Here is a 15,557-nt window from a genome sequence, read left to right as displayed (position 1 = left end):
AAATCCGCTGGTCTTCCTTCAGTTATTGCTAACGTGCATCAGTTTTTCGCAGCAAGCACTATGAAATTGCTCAAAAAAAGACGCCCTGCTATCTGCAGGGCGCCCAATGTCGATGGCGAAAGGTCGTTCAAACGTTGCTGTCGGGAAAAGATGCCTTGCGTTTGGCCATGAAATCCAACAAGGCATCGTCGATTCCAGGGTCAAGATCAGGTCCCGAATAGGCCCTTAACTGTTCCTTCCATCGCGAATTCGCACGCATTGCAGCATCCAGTTCGCCGTCTGCGAGCCATTGCTCATATGAGTTGTTGTCGGCGATCGCTGAGCGATAGAATGCGCTCTCGAAATTGCGCTGCGTGTGCGAGGCGCCTAGGAAATGGCCTCCGGGCCCAACTTCTTCCAGGGCATCCATTGCCAGGCTCTCATCGGAGATATCGATGCCCTTTGCGAGCACGTGCATCATGCCGAGCTGATCGGCATCCATGACAAATTTCTCGTAAGAAGAGCAAAGACCGCCTTCCAGCCAACCCGCGGAATGGAGAGCGAAGTTCACACCTGACTGAACGGTTGCGAGGATTGTTTGCGCAGATTCTTGCGCGGACTGTGCGTCAGGGCTCTTCGACGCGGTAAATGATCCTCCCGAACGGAAGGGAAGATTGAGCCTTCTGGCCAGTTTCGCGGCTCCGTTGAGCAGCAATGACCCTTCCGGGCTGCCGAATGTTGGGGCTCCGGACTGCATGGATATGGAGCTGACAAAGGCTCCGAAGACAACGGGGGCACCAGGCCGCACAAGTTGTGTCAGAGCGCATCCGGCCATTGCTTCGGCCAAAACTTGAGCGAGTGTACCGGCAACGGTGACCGGGCTCATGGCGCCCGCCAGAATGAACGGTGAAACGATGCATGCCTGATTGTGCCGGGCGTAGACTTTAAGCGCTCCAAGCATTGTGGCATCGTAGACAAGCGGCGAGTTCGCGTTGATAAGCTGGATCATGACACATTTTTGGTCGACGAAGTCTTCGCCGAACACGATTTGCGCCATCTTCACCGAGTCTTCCGCACGTTCAGGAGCCGTTACAGAGCCCATAAAGGGTTTGTCGGAATACTTGATGTGAGCATACACCATATCGAAGTGGCGTTTGTTGACCGGTAGGTCCACAGGCTCACAAACGGTGCCGCCGGAGTGATGCAGCCAAGGCGACATATAGGCAAGCTTCACGAAATTCCTGAAATCTTCAATGGTGCCGTAGCGGCGGCCCTGGTCGAGATCAGTCACAAATGGGGGGCCATAAACCGGCGCAAAAACGAGGTTATTGCCGCCGATTTCAACATTTCGGGCAGGATTGCGCGCGTGCTGGGTGAATTGCGAAGGTGCCGATTTGAGGATTTCACGCAACATACCTTTCGGAAAACGAACGCGTTCGCCGTCGACCTCAGCGCCGGCGGATTTCCAGATTTCGAGAACTTCGGGATCCTCTCGGAACTCCAGTCCGATCTCTGCAAGAATCGTGTCTGTGTTCGCTTCAATCCGGGCGGCCCCTTCATCGGTCAGGACTTCATAGTTGGGAATGTTTCGTGAGATAAATGGGACAGCTATTGCGCCGGGGCCGGCTTGGCGCCTTTCTCTACGAGCATTCCTACCGCGTCGGCCAGATGGGGCGGCGTCAGACATTTCGTGTCTCCCAGTACAAATTTTAGTTGGCGTAGTCTCAATCAGGCGCATTTATAACCGGGCATCAGATGCGTCGCACAATGCCGTAAATGCGTCATGTAGCTTTGTTGCTGTGCTTTCACCAGTTTGTCCATTGACATTCTTGGTTCAAAAGGGAAAACAGCGATCGCAATGCAAGGCCTGCTTTGCCGACAGAGAGCTTGCGGACCTTCCCGAAAAATTTGAAAAGAAAGACAGCTGAATGTCCAAGCTGGAAAGCCTTTTGTCCCGACGCGGAGCGCTTCTTGCCGATGGAGCCATCGGTACCAATCTGTTTGACATGGGGCTTGTCTCAGGTGATGCGCCAGAGCTTTGGAATACGGACGAGCCAGAAAAGATCAAGGCCTTGCACAGGTCCTTCGTTGACGCTGGTGCTGATATCATCCTGACGAACACGTTTGGATGCAACCGTCACCGTCTCAAGCTACATGCGGCTCAGGATCGCGTGAACGAACTCAACAGTATTGGTGTACAGCTGGCACGCGAGGTCGCCGAGGAGACCGATCGTGAAATCCTCATCGCCGGTTCCATTGGCCCCACAGGCGAGCTGTTTCAACCTCTTGGCGCCTTGAGCTACCAAGAAGGTGTCGAGGCATTCAGGGAACAGATCGAAGGTCTGAAGGACGGCGGCGCAGATGTTCTCTGGGTAGAAACAATGTCAGCTGTCGAGGAGATGAAGGCGGCTGCTGAAGCAGCGAGCGAGTTTGATCTGCCACTTGTGATAACCGCAAGTTTTGACACTGCTGGCAAGACCATGATGGGCCTTGCTCCCGCAAGCCTTGGTGAGTTGCAAACCCAGTTTGCGTGTACACCGGTCGCGATCGGTTCCAACTGCGGTGTCGGAGCGTCGGACCTACTGGCGGCCATCATGGAAATTACTGAGGCCTATCCTGATGCGATTGTTGTCGCCAAAGCCAATTGCGGCATACCGCAAATTCAAGGCGACGAAGTCGTCTATACTGGAACACCCGAATTGATGGCGAAGTATGCTCACATGGCGATGGATGTCGGAGCGCGCATAATTGGGGGCTGTTGCGGAACGTCGCCAAGTCATCTTGCAGCCATGAGAAGTGCATTGGACAGTCATAAGGTTGGGCCACGTCCAACGCTTGAAACAATGATTTCCGAGATTGGTCCGCTGGTTTCTCCGCCGAATAAGAAAGCAGATGCGGCGCGTGCAGAAGGTGAGGCTGCAGGAGCCGGCCGCCGCAGAGGACGGCGCCGCGGTTGAGACTCGATCTACATCATAAACTTTGGTTCTAAAAGGCGCTCAATGAGCGCCTTTTTTGTCTGCCAGCCCTTCACTCCTATTGCGATCTTCAAAGTGAAACCCTAACGAATCCAAAGCTCGGACGACCGCATCGACGTTGTAGCCACAAATGGAAATCTAAAAGTGCGCTTGATTGGTTTCATCCTCGTTTTCATCGCATCGACTTTACCGCTTCTTTGGTACTGGCCATTGCTTTTATCCAGCGATCCGATTGCGATTTTCAGTCAATACCTCGGATCCACCGCACTCATTCTGATGGGAATTAACCAGTTCATCGCCACCCGTATGCCGGGGCTGGAATTCGTTTTCGGGCCACTTGATCGAGTTTACGTGTTGCACAAGTGGTTAGGTATCACCGCGATGGTGTGTCTCGGCCTGCACGACATCATTGACGCAGAAATCGATGGACTGCGAGGAGGGCCTTTGTCAGGAATCGCGGAAGACATCGGGGAGGTCGGTCTCTACGGCTTACTCATATTGACCATTGCTTCCGTGATCACCTTCATTCCATACCATCTTTGGAAATGGAGCCACAGGCTGATTGGAATTTTCTTCTTTTTCGGGGCGTTTCATTTTTTCTTTATCGAAAAACCATTTTCAAATCTGGAGCCGCTTGGTCTCTATGTTTCCAGCTTTTGCCTCATCGGCATATTGAGTTACCTCTGGATGGCGGTTCTCCGCCCTGTAGCAAGGCTAGGGCATGCTTATCAAGTTGCATCCGTCAGGCATCTCGGCGATTTGACGGAAGTAATCCTTCACCCTCAGGGGCAGGGCCTGAGACATGAACCCGGGCAGTTTGCATTTCTTTCAGTTAACGCAGTTGGTCTTTCCGAAGAACATCCTTTCACATTGAGTGCGGCGCAGACCCAAGATCGAGCATTGCGGTTTTCAATCAAGGAACTTGGGGACTACTCACGGCGCCTTCGTAGAGAGCTAAAGGTTGGGATGTCCGCCAGAATTACGGGCCCCTACGGTCACTTTACCATGCCAAAGGGAAGTGGTCCCCAGGTTTGGATTGGGGCTGGGGTTGGGATCACACCATTTCTTGCATTCACGGAAAGCGTGAAAACTCGAGAGAGCGGCCACGTGAAACTCTATTACTGCGTGCGAGAGCGTGGCGATATTCCCTATGCGCGCGAGTTGGAAGAGATTGCAATGAAGGCTGACAATCTCGAACTCATCATTATCAACTCAAACGAAGGCGTTCGTCTTTCAGCAGAACGTATCGTCGACGATCTCAGTGGACGGCTCTCGCAAGCACATGTTTTCTTTTGTGGGCCTGTTGAGATGCGCAAGGGCTTGAAGAGAAAATTGGTTTTGGAAGGGCTACCTGTCGGTCGATTTCATTTTGAAGAATTTGAGATGCGAACAGGTGTTGGCTTGAAACGATTGGCGATCTGGCTTTGGAACTATGGAGCTCAGGCGTATGAAAGGCGCAGACCCAAACAGGCAAGTCCGGCAGAATAGTCAATTCCTTCGGCTCGTCTCACTGGGACATTGTCGCCACCCACGAAGCGTTTGATAGTCTTTCACAGCTCTTGTCGCCAAATCGCCGCTTGCATTTCGCGCTTATTGACGTTTACGTAAATGATGGAGAATTTTTCCACAATTTTGAATGAGATATGAGGTGCAGATGAAGCCGGTCATGACAGCTGTGGACGTAATGGCTTTGCTGGACAAGGAGTTCCCGCAGATACATGCAGGTGGCCGGGTGTACTCGATCGACGGTGTTTCATCTGGTGTGGCAGTTGTGCGATTGAGTGCAAACGAAATGCACTTGAGGCCAGGGGGAACGGTATCCGGTCCATCAATGATGTCGCTGGCCGACTTAGCAGCTTACGTGGTCATACTTGCACATATTGGCCCTGAGGCTCTCGCGGTGACAACCAATCTAAATATCAATTTTCTCCGCAAACCGAACCGGGGAGATCTTCTGGGCACTTGCCGTCTCTTGAAGCTCGGCAAGAGGTTGGCTGTTGTGGAGTGCACGATCGCAGGTGAGGGTGAAGAAGCGCCGGTTGCACATGCAACGGCGACCTATTCAATACCACCGAGATGATTCATCTGAGTATTTGGATGTCACGCGGATTGCCTTGAACTTTCCTGGTCAAACAGTCCCTCCAATTTGGGCGTGTATTCGACCACCTGACCTCGGCCCGAGCGTTTGGCAGCATAAACAGCGAGGTCGGCCTTGTGCAGTGCCGACTTTTCCGTGTCCCGGGTGTTCGTAAGATATGCTCCAACGCTCAGGCTCGGAACGAATTCAATGTCTTTGTGCCTGTAGGGCGCTTGCGATGCCTCCAGAATAAGCGAACACCGTTCTCGAAACAGGCCCCTGGAAACATCTGGCATCAGAATTACAAATTCATCGCCCCCATAGCGACCTATCAAATCGGTTTCCGTTCTGATGCAGTCATTCAGGACGGAAGCTATGTGTTGAAGCAGTTTGTCTCCCGCTGCATGACCATACTGATCGTTCACTTGTTTGAAATAGTCGACGTCCACAAAAAGAATGCCAAGATTTCCACCTGCCTCCGGCGATGCGAAAAACCGTGCCAGATATGTCGAAACAGTGTCTCTGTTATAGATGCCCGTTAGCTTGTCGTAACGAGTCAGTTCAAGCAGCTGCTTGTCCTTTCGCATGATTTGGCGTGTTGTTCGGATATAGGCAGCTGCTGGGAACAAGCCGATGAGCAATGTCCCCAGAATGAGATATCCGCTGATTTGTTGAAAAACCTCTTCCAACTCATCTTCGAATTTCGTCACGTCTACATAGACCTCAATCGCGCCTATGGCCTCACCTGAAGGAAGGACAGCGGGTAGGTAGACCTCAACATAAGTTTCAAGCTGCGAGGTTTCTGTTTCATGGTCTTCTTTTTCGTGAACAAAAACGAGCGGAAGACCGCTTTCATACACACGGACTGCGGTGGCATTTACGGCAGTCGAGGGTTCCAGGACACCCTTGTCGGAAAGAAGTGTTCGCACACCCTCCCGATTGAACATCTCAAAACGGATAACGTCGACCAAGGCAAACGAACTTTCCAGTCGGTCGAGTTCGGAAGGTGTGGCAACTCCCTTTTCGACCATCCGGCGCGAACTCGGCGTCGTTGCGAAGAAGTTTTCGGCCCAGTTGAGTGCACGCACTTCAGCGTTCTTGCGAATGGCAACCTGGACTTGCCAGTCAATAAGTTCGTCAAGTGCTGCTGCCACAAGCACCACAACGGCAATCGTGCCCGACAACGCGAATAGGATCGGCTTACGGTTTTCCCTGATCAGGCCGGCCAAACCCATGATATCGCCTCCGGTCATTTGCGGAAATACCTTAGGGGGCAACGCTTAAGCGCGAGTAAAACCGCTCAGCCTTTGTCGAATGATCGCGAAGAAGGGGCCTACGATTTGAAACATGAATTTTGTGGTATTATAATACCGTTTTTCTAAGGTATTGAAAAATATGAGAAAAATTCAAAGAATGTTCATTTTTTGTAATTGACGGTAATAGTCTGTCGGCGTATAAGCGCACTCGAACGAATTCAAGGTCCGTTCGCAGGCTTTCTCTTAAGTCGCGCGGACCTTTTCTTTAACCGACCAATTATGGATCAAACCCATGAAGACCTACTCTGCCAAGCCGGCTGAGGTCGAGAAAAAGTGGATCTTGATTGACGCAGAAGGCATGGTCGTCGGCCGTTTGGCTGCCTACATCGCCAACCACCTGCGCGGCAAGCATCTGCCGACCTTTACACCTCACATTGACACCGGTGACAACATCATCGTCATCAATGCTGACAAGGTGGTGCTCACAGGCCGTAAGTACGACAACAAGAAATACTACTGGCACACTGGCCACCCGGGTGGCATCAAGGAACGTACAGCTCGTGCGATCCTGGAAGGCCGTTTCCCTGAGCGCGTTCTGGAAAAAGCTGTCCAGCGCATGATGCCAGGCGGTCCTTTGTCCAACAAGCAGCTGAAGAACCTCAAGGTTTATGCTGGTCCGAACCACCCGCACGAAGCTCAGTCGCCGGAACTCGTCGACGTTAAGGGCCTTAATGCAAAGAATGACGGCAAGAGGGCTTAACGATGGCTGAGCTGCAATCCCTGGAAGAATTGGGCGGCGCGGTCGAAACCGCAGCCCCTGAAGCACCGGTCCATGTTCAGAAATTGGACGCACAAGGCCGTGCATATGCGACCGGCAAGCGTAAAGACGCAATCGCGCGCGTCTGGATCAAGCCAGGTACTGGCAAGATTGTGATCAACAAGAAGGACTACACTGAGTATTTTGCTCGCCCTGTTCTTCAGATGATCCTTCAGCAGCCGGTCATGTTGACGGACCGTGCCGGCCAGTATGACGTCATCGCGACTGTTACTGGCGGTGGACTTTCCGGTCAGGCTGGTGCTGTGCGTCATGGTCTGTCCAAGGCCTTGACCCATTACGAGCCGGAACTTCGCGGTGTTTTGAAGAAAAACGGCTTCCTTACGCGTGACAGCCGTGTTGTTGAACGTAAGAAGTTCGGTAAGCGCAAAGCGCGCCGGTCGTTCCAGTTCTCCAAGCGTTAATCGCTCAAAAGACTGTTGCACCAAATATCTTCAAAGCCTGCCGGCTTCCTCCGGCAGGCTTTTTTGTTTCTGCGACTTTGGGCTTAGGCCCTTTTGTCTTTTCCTGTTTAATGGGCAATTCGGATCGACCTTGTATTTGGCAAATGACATCCGACACCCATCGGGTTTTGCGACCGAACCGTCCTAAGGCGTCATGAACCAGGCCAAATTTCTCACCGGAAGCTTATTCCGCCACATCACGGTGATGTCTTTGACCTCTTCGGTCGGCCTCATGGCGATTTTTGCGGTCGATTTTGTCGACATGATTTTCATCTCAATGCTTGGCAAAGCCGAATTGGCGGCCGCAGTCGGGTATGCCGGGGCTATTCTCTTTTTCACCACATCGTTCAACATAGGCGTCGCCATTGCCGCTGGTGCGCTCGTTGCCAGGGCACTGGGAGCCGGAGACAGAGAGCAGGCACGTCAACAGGCGGCCAACGCTTTGACGGTTGGCGTAATCTTCTGCAGCGTGTTTGCTGTCGCTGTCTGGTTTTTGTTGGACGAACTCGTGTCGCTTATCGGCGCACGTGAACAAACTCACGAGCTTGCCGTTCATTACCTTGCGATCATTGTGCCCACATTGCCCTTGCTTCTTCTGGGCATGGCGGGCGGCGCAATCTTGCGAGCCCATGGCGATGCCAAAAGAGCGATGATGTCGACGATTGCCGGCGGCCTGGTCAACGCCGTTCTAGATCCTATTTTGATTTTCGGATTGGATCTCGAATTGACCGGCGCCGCACTTGCAAGTGCGGCATCTCGCGTTGCAATTGCCTTTTTCGCGGTTGCACCGATAATCCGCTACCACGGCGGATTGAGCCTGCCCAATCCGAAAAAGCTGCTAATCGATCTTCCTCCCATTTCAGCGATCGCCTTTCCAGCCATCCTAACTCAACTCGCGACACCCGTTGGACAAGCCTGGGTTACCCGATCCATGGCCGAATTCGGGGAGGAGGCCGTTGCCGGCATGGCCGTGGTGGCCCGCATGTCACCGCTTGCCTTTGCGACAATATTTGCCTTATCCGGGGCAATCGGGCCGATTGTCGGTCAGAACTACGGTGCTGCGAAGTATGACCGGGTTCGTGGTGCTCTGAGAGAATCGCTGTTGTTTACCGCTATCGTTGTCGGGACGGCAGCTCTTGCGCTCTATTTTCTGCGCGGTCCGATTGCCCATTTGTTTGACGCCAGCGGTTTGGCACTCACATTGATCTATTTGTTTTGTGGTCCGCTCGCGCTCGCGTTCTTTTTCAACGGAGCGCTCTTTGTGTCCAACGCGTTTTTTAACAACCTTGGCAAGCCTTTTTACTCCACCTGGATGAACTGGGGCAGGCACACGCTTGGAACAATCCCGTTCGTTTGGATCGGGGGCGCTCTTTTCGGGGCACCCGGTGTGTTGATCGGTCAGGCCGCTGGAGGGATCGTCTTCGGGATAGCCTCATTGATCCTTGTGCGCCATGTGATCCGCAACGTGGAAATCCGACAGGAGGAAGTCAGCGGTCCAGGACTGTTTCAACGCCAGGCCCGGCAAGTTGTATTGTTCTTTTCACGAAGGTGAAGATGACTTGGAGCGTGACCAGGCTGGTGTCATAGGTGACGTTCCATGTGACTTTTTGCTGCTGATACGCAGCAGCTTCTGAAAATTGGGGCACTCCATATGGGACGGGGCAGGGCACTCGGCGACGTGACGGATCATGTCGCGCAATGAGCTCAGTCGCTGGATCTGCCGGTCCAGTTCATCCACGCGCACGTGAAGTTTTTGACGGGAAAGCGCAGGGCGGCCATCCGGGCCAAACATTGCTTTTATCTCGTCGAGTGAAAATCCGCCGGCTTTGCCAAGGTTGATCAGTGCAAGCTGATCAATGACTTCCGGCGTGAAAAGACGCTTCATGCCTCTGCGCCCGATGGAGGTGATCAGGCCTTTGTCTTCATAGTGGCGAAGGGCAGACGCAGCGATGCCCGTAGACTTCGATATTTCAGAAATATCCAATAATTTCATCTCTTGACCTCAAGTCGACTTGAGCTTGTAGGGTTGCGCAATTCCGATAGAAGTTCAAGGACAACGAACGTGCCCACGAATGCGCAAACCTCACTTCCTCCTCTCTGGTTGCAAAAAACCACGATCGCTTTGCTTTTGGTAGCGACCCTCAAAATCATGGCAAACGCGACCATCAGTCCAGCATTGCCCGGACTTGAGGATTTTTTTTCCGACAATGCCCAAGCCGCCTATCTCACGCGCTTTCTTGTGGCAGCACCATCACTAACGGTGGTTCTGATTGCACCAATTGCCGGGGTGGTCGCGGACCGGTTTGGTCGTGCGCCCATTCTGGTTGCAGGTGTCGTGCTGTTTGCGTTGAGCGGCAGTGCGGGCGCTTATCTGCCCGATCTGACGTCCGTTCTGGTCAGCCGACTTATTCTTGGGGTTGCCGTTGCCTTGACCATGACGGCTCAAATTGCCCTGGTTGGCGATCTTTTTGAAGGCAATCGCCGCAGCGCATTCATGGGCTTGCAAACAGCGGCCATTAATTTCAGCGGTTTTTTGTACATTGGGTTCGCTGGTTTCCTGGCAGGTTATTCGCCTCGCTGGCCATTCTTGATCTATGCTTTGCCGTTTTTGCTCTTGCCGCTTCTGTTGCCTTTGCTGCATCGGGAAAGACTGGATGCGGCTAATCGGGAACTTCCGGTCGAAGGTCAAAATGCAACGACTGAAGGAAACTGGTTCTTGCGTGCATCAGCCTTGTCGATACTCACAATGGCAACAGTGATGCTTTTCTTTTTGATGCCAAGTCAGCTGCCATTCTTTCTAACTGAGAACGGATTGGATGGAGCATCTGGTACGGCTTATGGTTTAGGCGCACTGACGTTGACAGGCGGCTGTGTGGCCGTCGTGTTCAAGCGTATTTGCGGTGTCATGGGGCTGTGCGCAACATTTTCGATCGGCTTTGCTCTCATGGGCACAGGATTTGCGACACTTTCCCTGGATGCAAGCTGGCCAACGGTTCTGGGTGGAGCTGTGCAGATTGGCGCAGGCTACGCGCTGGTACAACCGGCTCTCTTTCTGGTCGCATTAAATGTTGCGCCCCAAAGCAAGCGTGGCAGAGTTTCAGGAATGGTTACGACTGCTATGTTCTTGGGCCAAGTCATATCACCTTTGTTACTGACACCGCTGCTTCAAGGGTTCGGGTTCGGACTGGTCTTCTTATTGTCGTCGATAGCGCTCTTTGCATTTGCTTTCACAGCTCTCTGCATCCTTGTATTTCAGGCAATCGCGCTTCGGATATCTTTGCGGCCCCAGCCAGACCGGCAATAGGTCGGATGACAGACCGGCTGACCTCATGTCTTAGATGGCGACCCGGAGACGTATGTCTCAACAATGGAGCGATCATCGCCCAAAGTCTGCAGCACGAACAGTTCTTCTGAAAGTGTTTCGACGGTTTCCATGCGCAAAGCCATCGGAGGAGTAGCATGGGCATTCAACACCACGACGTCTGCATCCGTTCCTGGTTCCAGTGTTCCGATCTTGTCGGACAGAGAAAGAGCTTCGGCATTTCCCAGTGTCATCCAATAGAAACTGGTGAGCGGATGCATGCGTTGGCGTTGAAGTTGTAGAACTTTGTAGCCCTCGTCCAGTGTCCGAAGCATTGAATAGTTCGTACCGCCACCGACATCGGTTGCGATTGCCGTCCTGATGCCAGCACTTTCCATACCTGACTTGTCAAAAAGGCCGCTACCCAGAAAAAGGTTTGAGGTTGGACAAAAGACCGCAATCGATCTGGTTTCCCGCATCACCTGGAGTTCGTGACCTGTCATGTGGATGCAGTGACCGAGCAGTGTTTTGGCGCCGAGCAGACCGAAGCTCTCATAGACGCCGAGATAATGAGCCGCATCTGGATAGAGCTCCTGCGTATAGGCAATTTCATTGTGGTTCTCGTTGATATGCGTCTGCAAATGGCACTCTGGGTGTTCTTTCAAAAGTGTTCCGGCTGCTTCCAGCTGTTCCGATGTAGAGGTGATGGCAAATCGAGGAGTGATGACGTAATGAGCTCTGCCGCGTCCATGCCACTTTGAAAGAAGGGCTTTGCTGTCGTCATAAGAGCTTTGCGCCGTATCACACAGTTCGGGTGGCGCATTCCGGTCCATCATGGTCTTACCGCCAAGCATTAGCATGCCGCGTGCTTCTGCCTCCTCGAAATAGGCATCGACCGAATTTGGATGACTGGAGCAATAGGCAACGGCTGTCGTCGTGCCGTTGGCAAGGAGCGCGTTGTAGAACTCGCCGGCGATCCGCGTGCCATGGTCCTTGTTCGCAAAGCGAATTTCCGCTGGAAACGTGTAGTCGTTGAGCCAGTCGAGAAGCTGATCCGCCCAGGAGGCGATTACCTGAGCTTGAGGAAAGTGGATATGCGTGTCGATGAACCCAGGGACAATCAGGTGCGGCCGGTGATCCACAACTTGCGTATCGTCCGGTGCATTTGAGAAAACTTCCGAGTACGTGCCGCGTTCCAGGATTTTGCCGTCCGAAATCAGCAACGCACCATCCGGTTCATAGGAATAGGAGTTGATGTCTTCCGCTCCCTGAGGAGACGCCTGGAAAGTGAGCAGCCTGCCGCGCAGGATTTTGATGCTTTGATCAGCCAAATAAATGAGGGCCTTGTCCCGATAAGGATTGGAAATGGATTCGCCAACACACGAGTTTAGTCGTGTGACCGAACTGGAACAACGATAACTGAAGGCGATCACTGAGATCAGCGCGAACAGCCCAACATCAGTGTGGTCAGGCGGTTGGCAATGTCACCACTTTTTTGGTGTCAGCAACTTTTGCTGCAGGCTGTTAAAAAAACCTGTCGGCTTGTTGTAGATTTGGCGTACTTCGCTGTCGCTCGCGGTGCGTGGAGCACGGGTTGTCGTCGTCGAATATGAGTTGAGCGCTTCTTTGTTGATCTGAGATTGCGCAAATGACGGGACGGCCTTTGTCAGCAACTGAGTGTTTGATCGGAAGGGGCCGCTGCCATTCACGCCTACGTAGCTTGATCGCTCTCCGCCGACTTGGATGAAAAACTCTCCATTGATTTGGCCCTGCGAAGCCTTCGCAGAAAACTCGAATATCGCTGTTTGCCCCGCGGCAATAGCCTGCATCTGTTCGTAGGGTCGGCGGGTGTTGCGATCGAAAAACGAGACTTTGACCTCAACCGGGATCGCCAGATCGTTCTTAACAGGAACAATCGCAAGGTCGACAATTTCCATTGCGATCATTAGTCCTCCAACATCCGAAGAGGCCAATTGGATGGCATTGCCGGAGGGCAAAATGAGACTGTTCTCTTGACTGCTGTCGGGAGTTGTGGGCAAGCCCGATTTGAGAGGTTGATAAGGCGTAACAGTCATGATCGAGGCAATGACGCCGGCCCCAACGGCAAATCCTGCCCTTCGGTTGTTTGGCTGGAAAACGAAGCACAGCAAAACGCCAAGAACGACAACAATTGCAAAGACATAGAGCGGGGGAACTGCCAGATCGAGATGACGGGCCGAAACGGAAGTCATCTTGAGAACCGCTGAAGCTTGTTCCTTCTGTACGATATCGGCAATGGCCGTGATGGTTCCTCCGATCGCAGCACACAGATAGACGGTCATCATTGTGACCGGACTTACCGACCCGGAACGACTTTCCCGATTGGACTTCTTCTTTCCCTTGACCGGTGCTTGCGCCGAGGTTTCCTGAGTATCAGACATCCTGCGCCTCCAAAAATATTAAAAATAACGTAACGTAAAGTGTGAGTTACTTCAATCCAGAAGACACTTGGATGCGATGCTCATCTTTAAGTTGATGATGGAGGTGTAGTGGTCTCCAGTCTTGGCCGTGATGAGAGCGAGGATCATTTGGCTTGCGTCGTCGGTGACCTCATCAGGGCCATTCGCATTTTAGGCACTGAAATTCGCAGACCTATGGAATGTCCCCACAAATGGGAGATGCAGTAAACGGGTTTGACCAAAGGCTGTCGCTGCCTGTGAAATTCCGAAGTTCGAACCGACCGATTTTATCCTATGCGCAATCAGACGGTTATGACAGAAATACGATCTGGCTCACCTCCAAAAGCGCGCTCGACGCCCCAGGATAAAGACATGACATCGGATTTGCCTCGCCCGACCGACAACGCATTCTTGGGAAAGAACGTCAAAGGAGGCTCGCACGAACCGACTTATGCCGGTGCGCTGTCGTTCATGCGGCGTCGATACAGCAGGGATTTGTCTGATGTCGATCTGGCGGTATGGGGAATTCCTTTTGATGCTTCGGTTTCGAACAGACCCGGAGCGCGTTTCGGCCCTCAGGGCGTTCGCCGGGCCTCCGCAATTTTTGATGGCGACCCTCAATACCCCTTTCAAATGGACCCCTTTGAAAACCTCGCCTGCGTAGACTATGGCGACTGCGTTTTCGACTATGGAAAAAATGCAGACATTCCGGAGCATATCCAGGCACAGGCGTCCGAGATTCTATCGAGCGACACACATCTGTTTTCTATCGGAGGCGATCATTTTGTCACCTATTCGCTTTTGAAAGCGCATGTGGCAAAGCACGGACCGCTTGCACTCGTTCAATTCGATGCGCATCAGGACACCTGGTCAGACGAAGGCGACCGAATTGATCACGGCACCTTTACAGGACGTGCGGTGCGGGAAGGCCTGATTGATCCTGAGCGTTCCATTCAAGTTGGTATACGTACCCACGCCCCCGAGACTTGCGGCCTGGAGATTGTCTACGGTCACGAGATGGATGATCTGGGTATCAAGGGTGTCGTTGAGAGGATCAAGGATCGGGTCGGGGGAGGAGCAGCATACATGACGTTCGATATCGACTGCCTGGATCCGGCTTTTGCACCTGGTACGGGGACACCGGTGTCTGGTGGACTTTCCTCACGAGAGGCTTTGTCCATCTTACGTGAGCTCGGAACACTGAATTTTGTTGGGGGCGATGTGGTGGAGGTTGCACCGGCGTATGACCATGCGGATATCACCTCAATTGCAGGTGCGAGTGTTGCCTTGACCTATATCGGGCTCCTGGCAGAGCGGAAGGCCAAATAAACCTGATTAACCGTTATGACTGGATTAGAGACCTGAGACTATCTCAGGCGCTTTGCAGTCCGGACCTGGAATTGTCGTTCACTGCTTCGATAGACCAGAACCGGTAAAGGGCGGTTTTGTCCTGCATGATGCTGTGAAGATGGATCAACTTGCGGAAACAAACAAACTGTGTGGCATAGGCGACCGTAAGGCCTGAAAGCGCGAGCAGTAGGGACGCTGTGAAGCCGCCTGTCATCGCCACAAGTGTTCCGGTCCAAAACACGAGGTAAAGGGTGGTGATCCTGAAATTCAGATTTTGTGGGATTGGAACCACCATTCGGTTGAGCCAGACCCTTTCTCCAAAGCTGACCCGGCGTGCCCACCCACTGCGCTTTCCGGCCGCAATGAACAGACGTGAAAGAGCCAGAAACCCTGCCATTACGGCGACCGCGATCAAAATAGACCCAAAAGAGCCGAGCCACACATGCGTCCACAAGGCTGCGGTGAGCGCACAAGGTGCAACGATTTTGATATAGGTGACCATTGCAGAAGCCGGCCTTGCCATGGCTCCATGAGCACGCAGTTGCAGCGTTGGCTGCACCGGTGTGCGCGTCATGTGCTCATTGGCAATAGAAAGGCTTGGACGTTGTGTGGTTTGCATCTCTGGTACTTGCTGGTCCCGCTGGCGTGATCATAGCCGGGATATGACATGATAGGCAAATAACATCCGCTTCAAAACTGACCAGGAGGAGTTCCGAGTTTTCAGGGTATTCAAAGGAAATATATTGTAAAAAATAACAGTAATTTTAGTTTTGCAGTCGTGGAACCTAAACGTTTCTAGAACAGGTATATATTTATCAAAATAACTGTCAGTTTTACGGGGGTAAAGCTGTGTTTTGTTTCGTATTCATTGTTTTTTAGTTCCGGCTAAGCGAATATCGATTG

General features: G+C 52.6%; 14 protein-coding genes. 8 read left to right on the top strand and 6 right to left on the bottom strand.

Going from position 1 to position 15,557, the window contains the following annotated elements; all coding sequences use genetic code 11:
• Positions 1 to 127 precede the first annotated feature (127 nt).
• Positions 128 to 1,666 (bottom strand): trimethylamine methyltransferase family protein, encoded by a 1,539-nt coding sequence (locus tag Q0835_RS24680; protein WP_298965251.1) that lies wholly within the window; start codon positions 1,664 to 1,666, stop codon positions 128 to 130.
• 241 nt (positions 1,667 to 1,907) lie between these two features.
• On the opposite strand from Q0835_RS24680, the gene bmt reads away from it, so the two are divergent.
• The 3 genes from bmt to Q0835_RS24665 all read left to right on the top strand — a co-directional run bounded on the left by bmt (position 1,908) and on the right by Q0835_RS24665 (position 5,034).
• A complete protein-coding gene (gene bmt, locus Q0835_RS24675; RefSeq protein ID WP_298820855.1) occupies positions 1,908 to 2,936 on the top strand; it encodes a betaine--homocysteine S-methyltransferase in 1,029 nt (342 codons plus the stop codon).
• A 162-nt stretch (positions 2,937 to 3,098) separates the two neighbouring features.
• A complete protein-coding gene (locus Q0835_RS24670; protein ID WP_298965248.1) occupies positions 3,099 to 4,442 on the top strand; it encodes a ferredoxin reductase family protein in 1,344 nt (447 codons plus the stop codon).
• Positions 4,443 to 4,608: 166 nt separating this feature from the next.
• Complete coding sequence (locus tag Q0835_RS24665; RefSeq protein ID WP_298820851.1) at positions 4,609 to 5,034, top strand: PaaI family thioesterase; 426 nt, start codon at positions 4,609 to 4,611, stop codon at positions 5,032 to 5,034.
• A 20-nt stretch (positions 5,035 to 5,054) separates the two neighbouring features.
• Here the strand turns inward: Q0835_RS24665 and Q0835_RS24660 are convergent, their stop codons facing one another.
• Positions 5,055 to 6,266, bottom strand: coding sequence for a GGDEF domain-containing protein (locus tag Q0835_RS24660; RefSeq protein WP_298965245.1), 1,212 nt, complete (start codon positions 6,264 to 6,266; stop codon positions 5,055 to 5,057).
• Between the two features lie 313 nt (positions 6,267 to 6,579).
• On the opposite strand from Q0835_RS24660, the gene rplM reads away from it, so the two are divergent.
• From rplM to Q0835_RS24645, 3 genes are all read left to right on the top strand, one after another.
• On the top strand, positions 6,580 to 7,047 hold the full coding sequence (gene rplM / locus Q0835_RS24655) for a 50S ribosomal protein L13 (RefSeq protein WP_298820847.1): 468 nt from the start codon (positions 6,580 to 6,582) through the stop codon (positions 7,045 to 7,047).
• Between the two features lie 2 nt (positions 7,048 to 7,049).
• The gene (gene rpsI / locus Q0835_RS24650; protein WP_298820845.1) at positions 7,050 to 7,526 is read left to right on the top strand and encodes a 30S ribosomal protein S9; all 477 of its coding nucleotides are present in this window, start codon (positions 7,050 to 7,052) and stop codon (positions 7,524 to 7,526) included.
• Positions 7,527 to 7,719: 193 nt separating this feature from the next.
• Positions 7,720 to 9,117 (top strand): MATE family efflux transporter, encoded by a 1,398-nt coding sequence (locus Q0835_RS24645; RefSeq protein ID WP_298965242.1) that lies wholly within the window; start codon positions 7,720 to 7,722, stop codon positions 9,115 to 9,117.
• Here the strand turns inward: Q0835_RS24645 and Q0835_RS24640 are convergent.
• Positions 9,106 to 9,558, bottom strand: a complete 453-nt coding sequence (locus Q0835_RS24640; protein WP_298820841.1) for a helix-turn-helix domain-containing protein — start codon at positions 9,556 to 9,558, stop codon at positions 9,106 to 9,108. The two genes, Q0835_RS24645 and Q0835_RS24640, sit on opposite strands and share 12 nt — an antisense overlap.
• Before the next feature lie 69 nt (positions 9,559 to 9,627).
• Between Q0835_RS24640 and Q0835_RS24635 the strand changes: the two genes are divergently transcribed.
• Positions 9,628 to 10,869: an MFS transporter gene (locus Q0835_RS24635; RefSeq protein ID WP_298965239.1), complete on the top strand. Its 1,242-nt coding sequence runs from the start codon at positions 9,628 to 9,630 to the stop codon at positions 10,867 to 10,869.
• A 23-nt stretch (positions 10,870 to 10,892) separates the two neighbouring features.
• Here Q0835_RS24635 and guaD read toward each other — a convergent pair whose 3' ends face one another.
• Together guaD and Q0835_RS24625 are read right to left on the bottom strand one after the other, a co-directional pair.
• Positions 10,893 to 12,197 (bottom strand): guanine deaminase, encoded by a 1,305-nt coding sequence (gene guaD / locus Q0835_RS24630; RefSeq protein ID WP_298965236.1) that lies wholly within the window; start codon positions 12,195 to 12,197, stop codon positions 10,893 to 10,895.
• A 153-nt stretch (positions 12,198 to 12,350) separates the two neighbouring features.
• Positions 12,351 to 13,286 carry a hypothetical protein gene (locus tag Q0835_RS24625; RefSeq protein WP_298965234.1) on the bottom strand — a complete coding sequence of 312 codons (936 nt, stop codon included), beginning with the start codon at positions 13,284 to 13,286 and terminating at the stop codon, positions 12,351 to 12,353.
• Positions 13,287 to 13,676: 390 nt separating this feature from the next.
• Between Q0835_RS24625 and speB the strand changes: the two genes are divergently transcribed.
• Positions 13,677 to 14,633, top strand: a complete 957-nt coding sequence (speB, locus tag Q0835_RS24620; RefSeq protein ID WP_298965231.1) for an agmatinase — start codon at positions 13,677 to 13,679, stop codon at positions 14,631 to 14,633.
• Between the two features lie 43 nt (positions 14,634 to 14,676).
• Here speB and Q0835_RS24615 read toward each other — a convergent pair whose 3' ends face one another.
• Positions 14,677 to 15,273: a DUF6653 family protein gene (locus Q0835_RS24615; RefSeq protein ID WP_298965228.1), complete on the bottom strand. Its 597-nt coding sequence runs from the start codon at positions 15,271 to 15,273 to the stop codon at positions 14,677 to 14,679.
• Positions 15,274 to 15,557: the final 284 nt, after the last annotated feature.

Source organism: uncultured Roseibium sp. (genome assembly GCF_947499295.1).
Taxonomy (GTDB): Bacteria; Pseudomonadota; Alphaproteobacteria; order Rhizobiales; family Stappiaceae; genus Roseibium.
Note: the sequence above shows the minus strand (reverse complement) of the source record. Positions and strands in the feature narration are given on the sequence as shown.

Bases quoted from the DNA above. Each gene is read 5' to 3' on its own strand.
- Q0835_RS24680 (WP_298965251.1), bottom strand. From the start codon at position 1,666: ATGTCTGACGCCGCCCCATCTGGCCGACGCGGTAGGAATGCTCGTAGA.
- bmt (WP_298820855.1), top strand. From the start codon at position 1,908: ATGTCCAAGCTGGAAAGCCTTTTGTCCCGACGCGGAGCGCTTCTTGCC.
- Q0835_RS24665 (WP_298820851.1), top strand. From the start codon at position 4,609: ATGAAGCCGGTCATGACAGCTGTGGACGTAATGGCTTTGCTGGACAAG.
- Q0835_RS24660 (WP_298965245.1), bottom strand. From the start codon at position 6,266: ATGGGTTTGGCCGGCCTGATCAGGGAAAACCGTAAGCCGATCCTATTC.
- rplM (WP_298820847.1), top strand. From the start codon at position 6,580: ATGAAGACCTACTCTGCCAAGCCGGCTGAGGTCGAGAAAAAGTGGATC.
- rpsI (WP_298820845.1), top strand. From the start codon at position 7,050: ATGGCTGAGCTGCAATCCCTGGAAGAATTGGGCGGCGCGGTCGAAACC.
- Q0835_RS24645 (WP_298965242.1), top strand. From the start codon at position 7,720: ATGAACCAGGCCAAATTTCTCACCGGAAGCTTATTCCGCCACATCACG.
- Q0835_RS24640 (WP_298820841.1), bottom strand. From the start codon at position 9,558: ATGAAATTATTGGATATTTCTGAAATATCGAAGTCTACGGGCATCGCT.
- Q0835_RS24625 (WP_298965234.1), bottom strand. From the start codon at position 13,286: ATGTCTGATACTCAGGAAACCTCGGCGCAAGCACCGGTCAAGGGAAAG.
- speB (WP_298965231.1), top strand. From the start codon at position 13,677: ATGACATCGGATTTGCCTCGCCCGACCGACAACGCATTCTTGGGAAAG.
- Q0835_RS24615 (WP_298965228.1), bottom strand. From the start codon at position 15,273: ATGCAAACCACACAACGTCCAAGCCTTTCTATTGCCAATGAGCACATG.